Annotated in this window: 18 protein-coding genes; all 18 read left to right on the top strand. The window is 38.9% G+C overall.

Annotated elements, in window-relative coordinates; genetic code table 11:
- The first annotated feature begins 16 nt into the window (after window positions 1-16).
- Complete coding sequence (locus ACQKN4_RS06285; RefSeq protein ID WP_427482869.1) at window positions 17-676, top strand: flagellar brake protein; 660 nt, start codon at window positions 17-19, stop codon at window positions 674-676.
- Window positions 677-982: 306 nt separating this feature from the next.
- Complete coding sequence (gene cmk, locus ACQKN4_RS06280; protein WP_079559899.1) at window positions 983-1,657, top strand: (d)CMP kinase; 675 nt, start codon at window positions 983-985, stop codon at window positions 1,655-1,657.
- A gap of 102 nt (window positions 1,658-1,759) precedes the next feature.
- Window positions 1,760-2,896, top strand: coding sequence for a 30S ribosomal protein S1 (rpsA, locus tag ACQKN4_RS06275; protein WP_079559900.1), 1,137 nt, complete (start codon window positions 1,760-1,762; stop codon window positions 2,894-2,896).
- A gap of 288 nt (window positions 2,897-3,184) precedes the next feature.
- The gene (gene der / locus ACQKN4_RS06270; protein WP_079559901.1) at window positions 3,185-4,495 is read left to right on the top strand and encodes a ribosome biogenesis GTPase Der; all 1,311 of its coding nucleotides are present in this window, start codon (window positions 3,185-3,187) and stop codon (window positions 4,493-4,495) included.
- Between the two features lie 142 nt (window positions 4,496-4,637).
- Entirely contained in the window at window positions 4,638-5,654 is a 1,017-nt protein-coding gene (locus ACQKN4_RS06265) for an NAD(P)H-dependent glycerol-3-phosphate dehydrogenase (protein ID WP_079559902.1), read from the top strand.
- Window positions 5,655-6,186: 532 nt separating this feature from the next.
- The gene (locus tag ACQKN4_RS06260) at window positions 6,187-6,399 is read left to right on the top strand and encodes a DUF2768 domain-containing protein (protein ID WP_079559903.1); all 213 of its coding nucleotides are present in this window, start codon (window positions 6,187-6,189) and stop codon (window positions 6,397-6,399) included.
- Between the two features lie 21 nt (window positions 6,400-6,420).
- The gene (locus tag ACQKN4_RS06255) at window positions 6,421-7,200 is read left to right on the top strand and encodes a hypothetical protein (RefSeq protein ID WP_079559904.1); all 780 of its coding nucleotides are present in this window, start codon (window positions 6,421-6,423) and stop codon (window positions 7,198-7,200) included.
- A gap of 91 nt (window positions 7,201-7,291) precedes the next feature.
- Window positions 7,292-8,770: a stage IV sporulation protein A gene (gene spoIVA, locus ACQKN4_RS06250; RefSeq protein WP_079559905.1), complete on the top strand. Its 1,479-nt coding sequence runs from the start codon at window positions 7,292-7,294 to the stop codon at window positions 8,768-8,770.
- A 199-nt stretch (window positions 8,771-8,969) separates the two neighbouring features.
- Window positions 8,970-9,242 (top strand): HU family DNA-binding protein, encoded by a 273-nt coding sequence (locus tag ACQKN4_RS06245; RefSeq protein ID WP_004232618.1) that lies wholly within the window; start codon window positions 8,970-8,972, stop codon window positions 9,240-9,242.
- A 560-nt stretch (window positions 9,243-9,802) separates the two neighbouring features.
- The gene (gene folE, locus ACQKN4_RS06240) at window positions 9,803-10,372 is read left to right on the top strand and encodes a GTP cyclohydrolase I FolE (RefSeq protein ID WP_079559906.1); all 570 of its coding nucleotides are present in this window, start codon (window positions 9,803-9,805) and stop codon (window positions 10,370-10,372) included.
- 63 nt (window positions 10,373-10,435) lie between these two features.
- Window positions 10,436-10,654 (top strand): trp RNA-binding attenuation protein MtrB, encoded by a 219-nt coding sequence (gene mtrB / locus ACQKN4_RS06235; protein ID WP_079559907.1) that lies wholly within the window; start codon window positions 10,436-10,438, stop codon window positions 10,652-10,654.
- 82 nt (window positions 10,655-10,736) lie between these two features.
- Window positions 10,737-10,925, top strand: coding sequence for a hypothetical protein (locus ACQKN4_RS06230; protein ID WP_427482864.1), 189 nt, complete (start codon window positions 10,737-10,739; stop codon window positions 10,923-10,925).
- 276 nt (window positions 10,926-11,201) lie between these two features.
- Window positions 11,202-11,969, top strand: coding sequence for a heptaprenyl diphosphate synthase component 1 (locus tag ACQKN4_RS06225; RefSeq protein ID WP_427482862.1), 768 nt, complete (start codon window positions 11,202-11,204; stop codon window positions 11,967-11,969).
- Between the two features lie 15 nt (window positions 11,970-11,984).
- Window positions 11,985-12,689, top strand: a complete 705-nt coding sequence (locus ACQKN4_RS06220; protein WP_079559910.1) for a demethylmenaquinone methyltransferase — start codon at window positions 11,985-11,987, stop codon at window positions 12,687-12,689.
- 19 nt (window positions 12,690-12,708) lie between these two features.
- On the top strand, window positions 12,709-13,683 hold the full coding sequence (hepT, locus tag ACQKN4_RS06215) for a heptaprenyl diphosphate synthase component II (RefSeq protein WP_427482860.1): 975 nt from the start codon (window positions 12,709-12,711) through the stop codon (window positions 13,681-13,683).
- 86 nt (window positions 13,684-13,769) lie between these two features.
- Window positions 13,770-14,186 carry a nucleoside-diphosphate kinase gene (ndk, locus tag ACQKN4_RS06210; protein ID WP_079559912.1) on the top strand — a complete coding sequence of 139 codons (417 nt, stop codon included), beginning with the start codon at window positions 13,770-13,772 and terminating at the stop codon, window positions 14,184-14,186.
- Window positions 14,187-14,549: 363 nt separating this feature from the next.
- A complete protein-coding gene (locus tag ACQKN4_RS06205; protein WP_079559913.1) occupies window positions 14,550-15,698 on the top strand; it encodes a thiolase family protein in 1,149 nt (382 codons plus the stop codon).
- Window positions 15,699-15,713: 15 nt separating this feature from the next.
- Entirely contained in the window at window positions 15,714-16,475 is a 762-nt protein-coding gene (locus tag ACQKN4_RS06200) for a 3-hydroxyacyl-CoA dehydrogenase (protein ID WP_427482857.1), read from the top strand.
- Window positions 16,476-16,627: the final 152 nt, after the last annotated feature.

Raw genomic sequence — 16,627 nt, 5'->3', positions numbered from 1 at the left:
GTTCGAGGAGATGCTCATGGAAATAAAAATTGGTACTCAATTAGAACTTGAACCAACTTATACAGAGAGTGTTGAAAAATTTCGCTGTAAAGTTGTAGAACAAACTGAAAATATTATTTACATCGATTATCCAATAAATGTTGCCACAAACAAAACAGCTTTTTTAATAGATGGATCTGAGTTTAGAGCAACTTTTCGCACGGATGATAAGCAATCATTTGCTTTTAGTACTGAAGTGGTTGGGCGTAAAGCTGGTAACATTCCTATGATTATGTTGCATTGTCCAATGGAAGATGACTTTATTAAAATTCAGCGTCGTGAATATGTACGTGTGGAAACGCCTGTAGATATAGCGATACAGTTTCAAGATGCCAAATATCAGCTAGTAACAACGGATATTAGCGCAGGTGGTCTGGCAGTTCTCTTGAAAGGGGCAATTAAATTTCAAGCTGGTGATGATGTTCAGTTAACAATCGTTTTACCATATGCCAACGGAGATGTTAAATACGTGATTACGGATGCGACGGTTGTTCGTATATTCGAAAAAGATGTCCAAAAAATGGCCACTATACAACTATCAGATACTGATGATGTAGACCAACAGCATATTGTTCGTTTCTGCTTTGAACGTCAGTTAGTGAATCGTCGTAAAGAAATAAATCCTTTTGATGATTGATTTTTTCGCTTATTAATTGATCAGTGAGATGAATGCAGATTTAAGTTGCTTTTCAGCGGATGTCCAAAAACCCGCTGAAATAGAGGAACTCGGTCTAAGAACGCCACGTCCTGTGGCATTTTTACCGAACTGACCGATATCAGTCGTCCCTCGTGCAGGACAAATCACAAAGTAATTATGCCGAGGAATAATTGATAGGAAGTTTACACACCTTCAACTCGAGTAGTAATTAGATTTTAGAAAGCCCTCTCCTTGAAGAGGGCTTTTTTATGATACAATATGGTGTGATAGAAAGTAGGGGGAAATATGAAGAAAAACATTCAAATTGCGATTGACGGACCTGCTGGCGCTGGGAAAAGCACAATCGCAAAAATCGTTGCAGAGGCACTTAAATTTACTTATATCGATACAGGTGCTATGTATCGTGCTGTCACGTATAAAGCAATGCAACAAAACATACATTTAGATGATGAAACAAAATTAGCAGAAATGCTTGCATCTAGCACAATTGACTTAAAGCCTTCTTCTCAAGGACAATTAGTCTTTTTAGATGGAAAGAATGTTTCTGCTGAAATTCGATCAAATGAGGTAACTTCATCTGTTTCACAAGTAGCAGCTCATGCTAAAATACGCGAACTATTAGTAAAGCAGCAACAAAAGCTTGCAGCTAATGGCGGTGTAGTGATGGATGGGCGCGATATTGCTACGCATGTATTAAAAAATGCAGAACTAAAAATATTTATGTCTGCAACTGTAGAAGAGAGAGCAAGACGTCGTTTTATTGACAATCAAAAGCGAGGAATTGAATCTACCGTTGAAAAGCTTCAAGAAGAAATTGCCCTGCGCGATAAAATGGATAGCGAGCGTGAAGCATCACCACTAATTCAAGCAGAAGATGCCATATTTTTAGACACGACAGCATTGTCAATTGATGATGCAGCACAGGCCATTTTAAAATTAGCGCAAGAAAAAATGCTGTAAATCCAAAAATTTCAGACATTTTTTGAATTTAAAGGATTTATTTTTGTCTTTGTCTTCAATATCGAATAAAATAGTAAGGGAAGATGCGAAGGAGGGTTACATATGTCTGAAGAAATGAACAATGTAGAACAAACGTTTAACGAAGGTGATATCGTCAAGGGTATTGCTGAGCAGGTTGATGAAAAAGCGGTAACTGTTTCAATCCCGGGTGCACCATTTGACGGTATTGTACCGATAAGTGAGTTATCAAGCTTACACATTGAAAAAGCGTCTGACGCCATCTCTGTCGGAGATGAGTTGGAATTGATGATTACAAAAGTTGAAGAAGAAAACTATGTATTATCAAAACGTAAAGTAGATGCTTTAAAAGCATGGGATACACTCGAGCAAAAATTCAACGCTGAGGAAATTTTCGAAGCGGAAGTAAAAGATATTGTTAAGGGTGGTCTTGTCGTAGATTTAGGAGTACGTGGCTTCGTTCCAGCATCCCTAGTAGAAGACTACTTTGTTGATGATTTTGAAGACTATAAAGGTAAGTCTCTTAACTTTAAAATTGTTGAGCTTGATAAAGAAAAAAATCGCTTGATTTTATCACATCGTGCTGTAGTGGAAGCTGAAAAAGCTTCTCAAAAGAAAGATGTTATTAACCAAATTAAAACTGGCGATGTTTTAGACGGTAAAGTACAGCGTATTGCATCATTTGGTGCCTTTATTGACCTTGGTGGTATTGATGGCCTTGTGCATATTTCACAAGTGTCTCATGAGCATGTGAGTGATGTGAGTGAGGTTTTATCAGAAGGACAAGAGGTGAAGGTGAAAGTCCTTTCTGTAGACCCAGCAAATGAGCGTATTTCGTTATCTATTAAAGAAACGATTCCTGGTCCTTGGTCGAACATTGAAGAGCGTGCAGCTAAAGGTACAGTGTTAGATGGAAAAGTAAAACGTCTTACTTCTTTCGGAGCATTTGTGGAAGTTTTCCCAGGTGTAGAAGGTTTAGTGCATATTTCGCAAATCGCGCATAAGCACATTAATACGCCTCATGAAGCTTTAAAAGAAGGACAAGAGGTACAGGTGAAAGTGCTTGACGTAAATGCTGAAGATGGCCGCTTAGCATTAAGCATTAAAGATTTACTTGAAAATCCTGAAGCAGAGGAAGTAATCGACTATGAATTACCAGAAGAAAACACAGGTTTCTCTTTCGGTGATGTCATTGGCGATAAGCTGAAAAACTTTAAATAAACATGACAAGCGAGGATACAGTTTGTGTCCTCGCTTTTTTATGGAGGAAATGGCTAGAAAAGCCAAAGCGACGGAAAGAACAATCAAAGTAAAACGGATACAATAAATCAGACTCGAAGATGATTACATCACATCGAACATTCAAATAGCTCAGCCGAAATGATATAAAAATTTCTAAATAGACGGAAAGAACGGTACATAGCGCGCACATTCATGGATATGATATGATATAATGGCATTTTTCGTGTATAATAGCGAAAGACAAGAAGTTGGAAGGATGAAGTACAGATGACGAAACCAGTAGTAGCCATCGTAGGTCGTCCGAACGTAGGTAAGTCGACGATTTTTAATCGTATCGTTGGAGAACGTGTTTCGATTGTGGAAGATATTCCAGGCGTTACACGCGACCGTATTTATAGTTCGGCAGAGTGGTTAACACATGACTTTAATATTATTGATACAGGTGGTATTGAGATTGGGGACGAGCCGTTTTTAGAACAAATTCGTCAACAAGCGGAAATCGCCATTGATGAAGCGGACGTTATTATCTTTATGACGAATGGTCGTGAAGGTGTAACAGCTGCTGATGAGCAAGTAGCTAAAATTTTATACAAAACAAAAAAACCGGTCGTTTTAGCAGTTAATAAAATTGATAACCCGGACATGCGCGAAATGATTTATGATTTCTATGCGCTTGGCTTTGGTGAGCCTTGGCCAATTTCTGGTTCTCACGGCTTAGGCTTAGGGGATTTATTGGACGAATGTGCTAATCATTTCCCTAATGAAGATGAAGAGCAATATGGAGACGAGGTTATTAAATTCTCGTTAATTGGTCGTCCAAATGTGGGGAAATCTTCATTAGTAAATGCATTTTTAGGCCAAGATCGCGTTATTGTGAGTAATATCGCGGGGACTACTCGAGATGCTATTGACACGCCGTATGAGTATGATGATCAGGAATATGTCATTATTGATACGGCAGGTATGCGAAAAAAAGGGAAAGTATACGAAACGACAGAGAAATACTCTGTATTGCGTGCGTTACGAGCAATTGAACGCTCTGATGTTGTTTTAGTCGTTCTAAATGTGGAAGAAGGTATTCAAGAACAAGATAAAAAAATTGCAGGCTACGCGCATGAAGCAGGAAAAGCTGTTGTCATCGTAGTTAATAAATGGGATGCTATTGAAAAAGACGAAAAAACAATGAACGTCTTTACACAACAAATTCGTGAGCATTTCTTATTCTTAGACTATGCACCGATTATTTTTGTATCGGCTAATACAAAGCAGCGTGTACATCAAATTTTACCGATTATACAACGTGTAAGTGAAAACCACGCAATGCGAATTCAATCATCTATCCTTAATGAGGTGATTGAGGATTCTGTAGCACGTAACCCTGCACCAACTGATAAAGGCCGCCGTCTTCGCATCTACTATGCTACCCAAGTTGCGATCCAGCCCCCGACGTTTGTGGTGTTTGTTAATGAACCAGAGCTAATGCATTTCTCTTATGAACGATTTTTAGAAAACCGTATCCGAGAAACATTTGATTTTGAAGGAACGCCAATTCGATTAATTACCCGTGCACGTGCTTAGGAAAAATATACACATACAATACGCCAGCCCGACAATATTGTTGGGTGGCGTCTTTTTACAAGAGAGGAAAGTATAATTTTCTCTAGCATTTTTCGTAACTAATAAGAGTGAATTGTCTTTTCTTAACAAGGGAGGATTTTGAATGGAAAAAGTTTGTGTGTTAGGGGCAGGCTCGTGGGGGACAGCACTTGCGATGGTACTTGCAGAAAATGGGCATGATACACTTCTTTGGACTCATCGAACAGATCAAGCTGAAGAAATTAACAACCTGCATACTAATAGAAAGTATTTGCCTGAAACTGTACTGCCGACAAATTTGTATGCGACAAGTGATATTGCTAAGGCAGTTGACCATTCGGAAACAATTATCGTAGCAGTGCCAACTAAGGCTATTCGAGAAGTATGTGAAAAAATGTGCGTAACACTCGATAAAAAAATACTGTTTGTGCATGTATCGAAGGGAATTGAACCCGATACATTAAAACGAATTTCGGAAATTTTAGAAGAAAGTCTACCTGCAAAATTTGTAGAAGAAGTTGTTGTACTTTCGGGTCCAAGTCATGCAGAGGAAGTTGTCTTACACCACCCGACAACGGTCACAGCAGCTTGTGCAAACATTGAAGCCGCAGAAAAAGTGCAAGATTTATTTATGAATCAATATTTCCGTGTCTACACAAGCAAAGATGTGATTGGCGTAGAAATAGGTGGCGCATTAAAAAACGTAATAGCATTAGCGGCAGGTATTTCAGACGGCTTAAATTATGGTGATAATGCCAAAGCGGCACTTATTACTCGAGGTTTAGCTGAAATTTCACGTCTTGGTGTTGAAATGGGAGGGAATCCATTCACATTTTCAGGACTTTCAGGCATGGGGGACTTAATTGTAACATGTACAAGTGTACACTCTCGTAATTGGCGCGCAGGTAATTTATTGGGGCAAGGAATGAAACTACCAGAGGTACTCGATCAAATGGGCATGGTTGTTGAGGGAGTACGCACAACAAAAGCGGCCTATCAGCTAGCAGAGAAATATAACGTTGCTATGCCGATCACAGCGGAGCTTTATAGTGTTCTATTTAATACTATCGAACCTAAAATAGCGGTTGATACATTAATGATGCGTATGAAAAAGCGAGAAATCGATGACATGATATACTAAATTAATGAAAATGGATAAATAAGGTTAATCGACATACCTAATCTATTTGATTAGTTATGTCATAAAATGGACATAAATAAGGTGTCTCAGAGAATATCTGAGACGCCTTATTGTGTGCTTTTAATTAATTATTTAATAAAGGTTGTCCATTTAACTTCTAGAAAAAGTCTCCTACCTCTATAGGCGGTGGTGTGATGCGGTCTTTAAGCTGCTTTTCAGCAGGTATCCAAACACCCGCTGACATAAAGGAACTCAGTCTAAGAAACGCCACGTCCTGTGGCAATGACTGAGTGTCCAACATCATGTTGTTGCTGACGCTTCGCTTTCGCACAGGCAAAAACCTTTGCTGACGCTTGTTAGCACTGCGCTTTCGCACAGAAAACATTTGTTGGCCCAAAAGCCGATTACGGACACAATTATGCCGAGGTATAATTGATTGATAGTTATTGGACAACTATTTCTTTTTAGTGAAAGCACATAGTATAATATATTTTGATTGTTTCGTGACGTTGTAGAAAGGTGGTTGTTTTAAATGGGTCCGTTAGCACATTTACCTGCGCTTGATGTAATGTGGGTATCGTTTTATTGTATTGGCTTTTTGATTATATCTATAGGTTTAATTTATCTCGGTCGTAATAAGATTTCGAACGTTTTTTTACGTACAATCGTAAATTTAATTGCATACATACTGTTTGGACTTGGCACATTTTTAATGGTTCTAATTGTAGCCACATGGCCAGCATAAAAATGATGAGGTGGAAGTGACATGAAAAAACTAAGTGCTTTTCTTTTGGTAATTGTAACCGCTGTACTTCTAGTAGGTTGTGCATATCCAGAAGACGAGAAAAGGGCAAAAGTAGTGCCGGATGCTGATAATTTAGCTGCGGTTCAGCGTGCGGTTGATGAATATCGTGAAGCAACTGGTGGACTAGTTCCAATTAAAAATAGCGAGTTAGATACAGATATATATATAAAATATTTAATTGATTTTGAAAAACTAATGCCTAAATATCTTGCGCAAATTCCTGGGAACGCCTATGAAAAGGGTGGGATTTTCCAGTATATTATTTGGGATCCTGAGAATGAAGCTAAAGTAAAATTGGTAGATTTAAATGCCGCAGAGCGAATTCGTGAAATTAATATTCGCAAACTTTCAACCGAATATTTACCAATAAAGGGTGTAGATTCTGATAATGTATTTAAAATTAACTTTGAAAAATTGGGCTATAAAACAGAAGTAACTGTGAAGAGCCCCTATTCTGGTACCGAATTACCAATATTTATGACAGGCGATGGCGAAATGCATGTCGACTATTCAGTTGATTTAGGGCAACTACTAAAAGAAGATAAGCCTGATGTAAAACCTGGAGATGATATTCGTCAGCTACTTATCGATAAATATCCAGTAGTGCCAGCTTATTCTTTACCATATACAGTAGATGAAAAAGGTGAGCCGATTTATTATATGGACGCCTATAATAGTGACGCAAAAAAAGCTAGAGAAAAATTAATTCAAGAGTATGAATCCAAAAATAAAAAAGATTAGTCAACAAGCTCCTTACATTTGTGAGGGGCTTTTCATATTTATCTAACCGCTCGCATATAGTGAAAAAGCGTAGATAAAGGAGGCAGAAACCTTGAGTGAAGCAGTATTTAGAGAAATTGCAGAGCGCACAAATGGCGATGTTTATATTGGTGTTGTCGGTCCAGTACGTGTAGGTAAATCAACATTTGTAAAAAAGGTTATGGAATCGGTCGTGTTACCAAATATTGTGGATGATACAGAAAGAATGCGAGCACAAGACGAGTTGCCACAAAGCTCGCCGGGGCCAGTCATTATGACTGCTGAGCCGAAGTTTGTGCCTGCCCAAGCAACACGTATTGCGGTCGGTGAAGATGAAATGACATTCCAAATTCGTTTAGCAGATTGCGTTGGTTATGTCATTGACGGTACAAAGGGCTATGAGGATGAAAATGGTCCGAAATTTGTGCATACACCTTGGCATACAGAGCCTATCCCTTTCCAAGAAGCGGCGAAAATAGGTACGGATAAAGTAATTCGTGACCATGCCAATATTGGAATTGTTGTAACAACAGATGGCACGGTCAATGGTATAAGTCGTCGTGCGGCAGAGAAGGCTGAAGAGGAAATCGTAGAGCAATTAATGGATATTGGAAAACCTTTTGTTATTGTATTAAATTGCCAAATGCCGGCGCGGGAGGAAACGGTGCAGCTCCGAAATGAGTTATTTGAGCGCTATAATGTTCCAGTAATTGCTATTTCGATTGATCAAATGCGCGCATCTGATATTCAGTATATTTTGCAAGAAGCATTATTTGAATTTCCAATTCGAACAATTGAGGTGGAAAAACCAGATTGGTTAGATGTTTTAGATGCAACACACCCATTAAATGTTGCACTAATCGATTCGATGGAAGAAGTGCTGTCATCTATTATGAAAATTAGAGACGTGCAGCAGGCGTCAGATGCTTTTAAAGCTATTGATTTTATTGATCAAAGTGAAGTGGTACATGTGGATGCTGGTATTGGAACTGCGGTCATTCGAGTATCATTACAAGGCGAGCTATATAAGTCGGTGTGTAATGAATGGCTAGATGAACCAATTGAGACGAAGCGTGATTGGCTACTCTTTATTAAAGAGGCGGCAGAAGCAAAAGAGGCACAAAAACGCTTTAAAACTGCTATTAGTCAAGCAGATTCGACTGGTTATGGTGTAACATTGCCGATGATGCAGGAGTTTGAGCCAACAGCTCCAGAACTCATTAAACAAAATAATTTTTATGGTGTGCGTATGAAGGCAAAAGCGCCATCATATCATATTATTCGTGTAGATATGGAATCAGAATTCGCGCCACTAATAGGCTCAGAATTCCATAGTCAACAATTGCTTAAGGATTTAAATCATGCTTATTTACATGATCGTGAAGCTTTATGGAACACGCAGCTTTTTGGAACTCCATTACATGAAGTGTTAAAAGAAGGAATACGCTATAAAATGGATGCAGTTCCAAATACAGCTAAAAAACGGATGCGACAAACAATTGAACGTATGGTGAACGAAGGCGATAGAGGATTAGTTACATTTATTTTGTAGTGATAAAAAGAAAAATAAAGCGCAAAAAAATACTACAGGTCTTTTCGTTTTTATGCGAAAAGTCCTGTTATTTTTGTTTTTTGGGTGAAAAACTAATTTTTTGGTTATAATCATGAATGAATACAGTTGCGTAGCGGTTTTCTATGTGTTAATCTTTTTACAGAATTGGTTCATGACCCTTTGAGAGGAGGTGAATGGTGTGAATAAAACAGAATTAGTAAACTCTGTTGCTGAAGCTGCAGGTCTTTCTAAAAAAGACGCTTCTAAAGCAGTTGAAGCTGTATTTGATACAATTCAAGATGCTCTTGCAAAGGGTGACAAAGTACAATTAATTGGTTTTGGTAACTTTGAAGTACGTGAACGTGCGGCTCGTAAAGGTCGTAACCCACAAACTGGTAAAGAAATCGAAATCGCTGCTAGCAAAGTACCTGCTTTCAAACCAGGTAAAGCGCTTAAAGATGCTGTAAAATAATACACGTCTAGTAGTTACATAGAGCAGTCTTCATGTATACGAACATGGAGGCTGCTCTTTTTAACTTATTTCAGCGAGTGTTGCATAGTTAACTGTACATAGAAAGATGACATAAACGTCAGTGTAAGCAATATAGATTTCCTATGCACAATTTAGATATATCGATGAAAGTCGAGATTTATTTTTGAAACTTGTAGATATATTTAGTTGGTTGGGGTGGAGATAGGGCATCTCCATTAGAGGGTCACCGTCACTGGAACGCTAGCGAGTAGGGGACGAATGCTAAAATCATCATATTTGTCATGACCTTTCGCAGAATAAAACTGTCACCACGACTCCTCAAGAAAGAAGCGCCCTGTTGGGATGGTCAGCCTGACGTCCTTGTGATGAGCTAAAATTTACAAAATATACTACTGATTAGTAAGTGTGAAGTAGCGATTTTGCTTATATAGTGTTGAATTTCTTTTGAATCAAGTAAGTCATTTTGCGCTTACCTTTTGGATATGCTACGATGCATAAGGAAATGTGTAATGTATTGATACGCAGGAGGGTTTTTACGGATGTCGAATGTTGATTTATTGAAAATAGAAGAAGCAGTAAAAATGATATTAGAGGCGGTAGGCGAAGATGTAAATCGTGAAGGTTTACTCGATACACCAAAACGTGTAGCAAAAATGTATGCAGAAATGTTTAGTGGCTTACATGAAGACGCAAAAGATTATTTTAAAACAGTGTTTCATGAAGACCATGAGGAATTAGTACTTGTAAAGGACATTCCGTTTTATTCGATGTGTGAGCATCATCTAGTACCTTTTTACGGAAAAGCGCATGTCGCATACATACCAAACGATGGCATTGTTGCTGGACTAAGTAAATTAGGACGCGCAGTAGAAACTATTGCTCGTCGTCCGCAATTACAAGAACGTATTACCTCTTCAGTAGCAGAGACAATTATGGAAATGCTCTCTCCGAAAGGTGTTTATGTAGTGATTGAGGCGGAGCATATGTGCATGACGATGCGAGGGCTTAAGAAGCCGGGATCTAAAACTGTGACATCGGTTGCACGTGGTATTTACGAAGAAGATGAAGTAAAACGTAGAGAAGTTTTATCATTTATTCAAATGTCTTAATATGCATGTCTAATTATGTTATGATGGACTAAGAATTTGTCGGATTTAAGGAGTGTAAAGACAATGTCACAAGATTATATTGTTATTCAAGCAGAGGAAGATGGCGTGCATGTAATCGGTTTAACGCGAGGTACAGATACAAAGTTCCATCATTCTGAAAAATTAGATGCAGGCGAAGTTATGATTGCTCAATTTACTGAACATACATCTGCCGTGAAAATTCGTGGAAAAGCACAGATTCATACAGCTCATGGTGTTATAAATAGCGAATCGAAAAAGTAATGAAGAACAATGATAGGCAAAAGTGCTTTAAAAATGGTTTTGTGTTGATGGCAAATTAGTGATGCACATATAAATCGACTAAATGTGTAAAACTGTTTTTAACTTCTTTCAGCAGATGTTTTTTGTAGCGAAAGCAAAGCGTCAGCTTCAAATGTCTTTTGGAGAAAGTGCAACGGCAGGTACAGAAACGTTAAAGCTTCCGGCGGATGTCATGGAATCGGAATGGAGTTCAATACAGGCTGTTAGCCCGAAGGTCATCGTATTCATGTGATAACGGCTAACTGACCTGCATCGGTAAAAAACCACGCCCTGTGGTATTACCGAAATGATCGACATCGTGTTGGACCTCGTGCAGGACTAAGTACAAAGCCGATTCTAGAATCAATTATGCCGAGGCATATTTGATTGAGAAGCTCTACTGCCTATCATGTTGAATAAAGCAAAAATTTTTTATTCCGAATCGTCGCGTGTGCTATAATGACTCAGTAAGCAAGCGTTAGATCCATGAATTGGCTAACGTATTTGAAAGTGAAATGGAGTAAGGTCTATGAATGCAACATACATTCAAAATTCAATTGCACAATTAAAAACAGAGATTTTCATGGATGTTCGTCATAGAACTTTGCAAAAATACACAGGAGTGCCTGTGCTCGATGAAAATCAATTATTTTACTTGTTAGTTCCCTTTTTGAATGGTGAAGAGTGGCAACAAGAGGAAAGAGAAGCTGCAATCACGGTTGGGATTGTATACGCAGCTTTAGCGGCGCACGATCATATTAAAGAATTAGATGCCACATCAAAAGAACAGCAGCTAACTGTTTTAGCTGGGGACTTTTATAGTGGTCGTTATTATGAGATTTTAGCGAAGTCGGGAAATGTCGCATTGATTAGAAATTTGTCGCAAGGGATTGTGCAACGTTGTGAACACCAAATTAAAGTATATGAGGCAGAAAAACGAACACTCGAACAATGGTATGCCTCAATTACTAACATTGAATCGGGATTAATCTCAAAATTTTTTGAGCTATATTCGTTTAGTAACTATATTCCAATTGTGGAGAAGAGCTTATTAATCTTGCGTTTAGAAAGAGAATGGGCGACTTATCAACGTGGACAAGTAACGATAATGAGTAGGGTTCTTGAAGAAAGTGCGAGATATGCTGGAGTGACCTATGGCAACGTTATACAGGACAAAATTGTGCAAATAAAAACAGAGCTGTTACAGGTGATAGAAGAGGCATCATTTTTACAAGGTGATGTGAAACAAGCTCTACAAGCGCATGTAGAGGCATCCATTGCTTCTACTAATGGATAAGAGAGGTTTTTCGAAATGGCTAAAACGAAAGAAGAGCACGTGCACGAAGTATTTGAAAGTATTTCGCAAAGCTATGACAAAATGAATGGTGTTATTAGCTTCCAGATGCATGTTGGCTGGCGCAATGATACGATGAAGCGTATGGCAGTAAAACCTGGAGCGAAAGCACTGGATGTTTGCTGTGGTACGGCAGATTGGACAATTGCCTTAGCTGAAGCAGTTGGTGAAAGCGGAGAAGTAAAAGGGGTAGACTTCAGTAAAAACATGCTGAAGGTTGGCGAACAAAAAGTAAAGCCATACCCACAAATTGAACTAATACATGGAAATGCTATGGAATTACCTTTCCCAGACAATACATTTGATTATGTAACAATTGGTTTTGGTCTTCGCAATGTACCAGATTATTTACAAGTTTTAAAAGAAATGAATCGTGTTGTAAAACCTGGGGGAATGGTTGTTTGTTTAGAAACATCTCAATCTGAAATTCCCGGCTATCGACAATTATTCCGTTTTTATTTTAAATATATAATGCCGGTATTTGGTAAAATATTTGCGAAAAGCTTTAAAGAATATTCTTGGTTACAGGAATCAGCAAATGATTTCCCAGGTATGAAGAAGTTAGCGGCAATGTTTGAACAGGCAGGTTTAGAAAAAGTAACGTACAAAGCATACAGTGGCGGTGCTGCGGCAATGCATATAGGCTTAAAAAAGGTACGTTAATGGGGGAAGGTTTTCACAAGTGGAAAAGATGAAGTTAAAACTACTCTATTCCGATTTGAAATCAGATATCGAAATCATTGAAAAAGAATTAGAAAGAGCAGTGAACTCTTCTTCAGGTTTAATCAATGATGCTTCTCTCCATTTATTGCAAGCTGGTGGTAAACGGATACGACCAATTTTTGTGTTGCTTGGCGCGAAATTTGGCGACTATAATATCGAAAAGATGAAGGATGTAGCCGTGCCAGTAGAGCTTATTCATATGGCATCACTTGTGCATGATGATGTAATTGATGATTCCAATATGCGAAGAGGACGCCCGACTGTCAAATCACAATGGAATAATAGAGTTGCAATGTACACGGGCGATTTTATTTTTGCGCGTGCACTTGAATATATTACAAAGCTTGAAGACCCATTAGTTCATCAAATTTTAGCACGTACGATGGTGGAAATTTGTAACGGTGAAGTCATTCAAATCGAAGATAAATTTAGACTAGATCAAGGCTTAAAGGATTATTTTAGACGAATCAAACGCAAGACGGCATTACTAATTTCTTCTAGTTGTGAACTTGGTGCAGTAGCAGCAGGTGTCGATCCCAAAACAGTGAGACATTTGAAACGCTTCGGCTATTTTGTAGGCATGAGCTTCCAAATTATCGATGATGTTTTAGACATAATGGCAACAGATAAAGAATTAGGGAAGCCAGCCGGTAGTGATTTATTGCAGGGGAATATTACATTACCGATTCTACTGTTAAAAGATGATCCTGGAATGCAACCTTATTTGGTAAAAGTGTTTGCAGGTACTTTGACAGAGGTAGAACGTCAAAATATGTTGCGCTATGTGCGTAAATCCGACGCGATTGAGCAAGCTAATAAAATGAGTGATAAATATTTGAAAAAGGCATTACAGGAAATAGATGCATTACCAAAACATCCCGTCAAGAAAAAATTACGTGATGTTGCTTTATTTATGGGTAAGCGTAAATTCTAGCTTTTTGTTGTACAAAGCCCGATTTTTTGTTAATATTTATCGGTAGGTGTAAAACCTGTTATACGAATTTAAGGAGTGTTTTAAACATGGCAATCGAACAAACTTTTTTAATGGTTAAGCCGGATGGCGTAGAACGTCAAGTAGTAGGAGATATCGTAGATCGTTTTGAGCGTCGCGGTTTTGTATTGAAAGGTGCTAAATTAATGGTAATTCCTACAGAATTAGCAGAAAAGCACTACGCTGAGCATGCTGAGCGTCCATTCTTTGGTGAATTAGTTGATTTCATCACTTCTGGTCCTGTTTTCGCTATGGTATGGGAAGGCGAAAACGTAATTAAGCTTGCTCGTACAATGATGGGAGCAACTAAACCTGAAGAATCTAACCCAGGTACAATCCGTGGTGACTACGCAACAACTGTTTCTCACAACATCATCCACGGTTCTGACTCACTTGCTTCTGCTGAGCGTGAAATCGCTTTATTCTTCGGTGAAGATTTAGTTTAATTTCTTTCAGCGTTTATCTCCGACTTAGTGAGATGACAATTATGCTAAGGCATAGTTGAATTTGCAAATAGATTAAGCAATCTCAATTCAATTTGAGATTGCTTTTTTTATTGCTCTGAAAATGGAGTGCGGTTACTTAATAAATAGAAGCCTATAACAAAAATAGACATATAAAATCAGTGGTGGAAATTTTCTAGATACATATAGAATTGTTAAATACTTCTTAGTCATGTAAAATAAAAGATGTAATATTCTGATAATTATAGTTTTTGAATAGCTTAATAATCAAGAATATATTTCATAGCATCTAAATACATTGGATGATAGGAAATGAGAGAATTGACAGCGCAAAGGGGTTTTTTTATGAGAGAAGTGGTAATTGTATCAGCTGTTCGTACAGCAGTTGGCAGAAGTAAAGGGGCATTAAGCAATGTTCGAGCAGATGACTTAGCGGCAGATGTACTGCAAGAAGTGGTACAACGAGCAGGTATCAATAAGGATCAGGTGGAGGATGTTATTTTTGGCTGTGTGACGCAAACTGCTGAACAGGGAGCAAATATAGCCCGTACGGCCCTATTAATGGCAGGTTTTCCGGAGAGTGTCCCAGGTGTGACAATTGATCGTCAATGTGGATCAAGTCAGCAGGCTGTTCATTTCGCAGCACAGGCTATTTTAGCAGGCGATATGGACATTGTTATTGCTGGTGGAGTTGAAAGCATGACGAGGGTGTCAATGGGTTCTAACATGAAGGGGGCTCACGCGGGTAAACGATTACAAGACAATTATACAATTATTCATCAAGGGTTATCAGCCGAAAAAATAGCGGAAAAATGGAACTTGTCGAAGGAACTGCTCAATAACTTTGCTTACAATAGTCATAGACGAGCATTAGGTGCAATTGAGGCAGGCCATTTTAAAAAGGAAATACTGCCTGTCCAAGTTACGCAAGAAGACAGCACAGTGACAACGTTTTCTGTTGATGAGGGACCACGGCCAGAAACGACAGTTGATAAATTAAATGGACTAAAAACCGTTTTCCAGGAAGATGGTGTGATAACAGCCGGTAATGCAAGTCAAATGAGTGATGGTGCCTCAGCTGTAGTTATTATGTCTTTAGAAAAGGCGCAAGAGCTTGGCATCCGACCGCTTGCTAAAATTGTTACAAGAGTTGTTGTTGGCTCAGATCCGACGTTAATGCTAACTGGTCCAATTGAGGCAACTAGACAAGCGCTAGAACGTTCAGGTCTTACGATCGAGGAAATTGACACGTATGAAGTAAATGAAGCTTTTGCGCCAGTACCACTTGTTTGGCTGCATGAAATTGGAGCAGATCCAAATAAATTAAATCCAGATGGTGGAGCAATTGCTTTAGGGCATCCACTAGGAGCGACGGGCACAAAACTGTTAACAACGATGCTATACAGAATGGAACGAGAAAATTTACATTATGGCTTACTCGCAATTTGTGAAGGCATGGGAATGGCGAACGCTACTATCATTGAAAAAATGTAAAAGGGGTTGTGTTTGATGAATGAAGTAAAAGCAGTTGTAACAGGGGGAGCATCTGGTTTAGGAGAGGCGACTGTTCGTAGAATTGTTGCTAACGGTGGCAAAGCAGTTATTTTTGATCTTAATGACGATCGAGGGCATGCACTAGTAGAGGAGTTAGGGGAGAATGTCCAATATGCACGCGTTGATGTGACAAAAGAAGCTGATGTAGCGGCAGGGCTTGAGCAGGCAGTAGCAACATTGGGCTCCATTAATGTCACAGTGAATTGTGCCGGAATTGCCGATGCAAGTAAAGTACTTTCAAAACGTGGTGTACATGCTCTTGGTTTATTTGAAAAGGTGATTTCTGTCAATTTAATTGGTACGTTCAATGTAATTCGTCTAGCAGCCGAGAAGATGCAACTGAATGAGCAAAACGAGGATGGTCAGCGTGGCGTTATTATTAATACCGCATCTGTTGCGGCTTTTGATGGGCAAATAGGACAAGCAGCATATAGTGCCTCAAAGGGTGGTGTGGCAGCGATGACGTTGCCGATTGCTCGAGAGCTTGCTGAAATCGGTGTACGTGTCATGACGATTGCTCCAGGATTAATAGAAACACCAATGTTTGCGTCGTTGCCAGAGCCAGCAAGAACAGCACTTGCTCAAATGACGCCTTTCCCTAAACGACTTGGAAAACCAACAGAATATGCGTTGCTGGTCGAAAGTATTATCCAAAATGGTTTGTTAAATGGTGAAGTCATCCGCTTGGACGGCGCGATTCGTTTGCAGCCAAGGTAATGGTATCTCGAAGGTGCTTGCCTCAAAATTCAATAAGCTAGACTGTTCATAGAGTGAAGGGTATGAGCAAAAGCTCCTGTAATTACGCATTTGTGAACCTCTTAAGTGAAAAGGAGCTTGTCTGCGATTAGTGAGGGGGAAATTAACTTATT

Source organism: Lysinibacillus sp. NPDC093692, assembly GCF_050280125.1.
In the GTDB taxonomy this organism is placed as follows: domain Bacteria; phylum Bacillota; class Bacilli; order Bacillales_A; family Planococcaceae; genus Lysinibacillus.
This window is presented reverse-complemented; position numbering and strand designations above follow the sequence as displayed.

Excerpts from the sequence above, each read along its gene's own strand:
- ACQKN4_RS06205 (WP_079559913.1), top strand. The coding sequence starts at position 14,550 with ATGAGAGAAGTGGTAATTGTATCAGCTGTTCGTACAGCAGTTGGCAGA.
- ACQKN4_RS06265 (WP_079559902.1), top strand. The coding sequence starts at position 4,638 with ATGGAAAAAGTTTGTGTGTTAGGGGCAGGCTCGTGGGGGACAGCACTT.
- ACQKN4_RS06285 (WP_427482869.1), top strand. The coding sequence starts at position 17 with ATGGAAATAAAAATTGGTACTCAATTAGAACTTGAACCAACTTATACA.
- rpsA (WP_079559900.1), top strand. The coding sequence starts at position 1,760 with ATGTCTGAAGAAATGAACAATGTAGAACAAACGTTTAACGAAGGTGAT.
- der (WP_079559901.1), top strand. The coding sequence starts at position 3,185 with ATGACGAAACCAGTAGTAGCCATCGTAGGTCGTCCGAACGTAGGTAAG.
- ACQKN4_RS06255 (WP_079559904.1), top strand. The coding sequence starts at position 6,421 with ATGAAAAAACTAAGTGCTTTTCTTTTGGTAATTGTAACCGCTGTACTT.
- ACQKN4_RS06230 (WP_427482864.1), top strand. The coding sequence starts at position 10,737 with ATGTGTAAAACTGTTTTTAACTTCTTTCAGCAGATGTTTTTTGTAGCG.
- ACQKN4_RS06220 (WP_079559910.1), top strand. The coding sequence starts at position 11,985 with ATGGCTAAAACGAAAGAAGAGCACGTGCACGAAGTATTTGAAAGTATT.
- ACQKN4_RS06225 (WP_427482862.1), top strand. The coding sequence starts at position 11,202 with ATGAATGCAACATACATTCAAAATTCAATTGCACAATTAAAAACAGAG.
- folE (WP_079559906.1), top strand. The coding sequence starts at position 9,803 with ATGTCGAATGTTGATTTATTGAAAATAGAAGAAGCAGTAAAAATGATA.
- ACQKN4_RS06260 (WP_079559903.1), top strand. The coding sequence starts at position 6,187 with ATGGGTCCGTTAGCACATTTACCTGCGCTTGATGTAATGTGGGTATCG.
- cmk (WP_079559899.1), top strand. The coding sequence starts at position 983 with ATGAAGAAAAACATTCAAATTGCGATTGACGGACCTGCTGGCGCTGGG.
- mtrB (WP_079559907.1), top strand. The coding sequence starts at position 10,436 with ATGTCACAAGATTATATTGTTATTCAAGCAGAGGAAGATGGCGTGCAT.
- ACQKN4_RS06200 (WP_427482857.1), top strand. The coding sequence starts at position 15,714 with ATGAATGAAGTAAAAGCAGTTGTAACAGGGGGAGCATCTGGTTTAGGA.
- ndk (WP_079559912.1), top strand. The coding sequence starts at position 13,770 with ATGGCAATCGAACAAACTTTTTTAATGGTTAAGCCGGATGGCGTAGAA.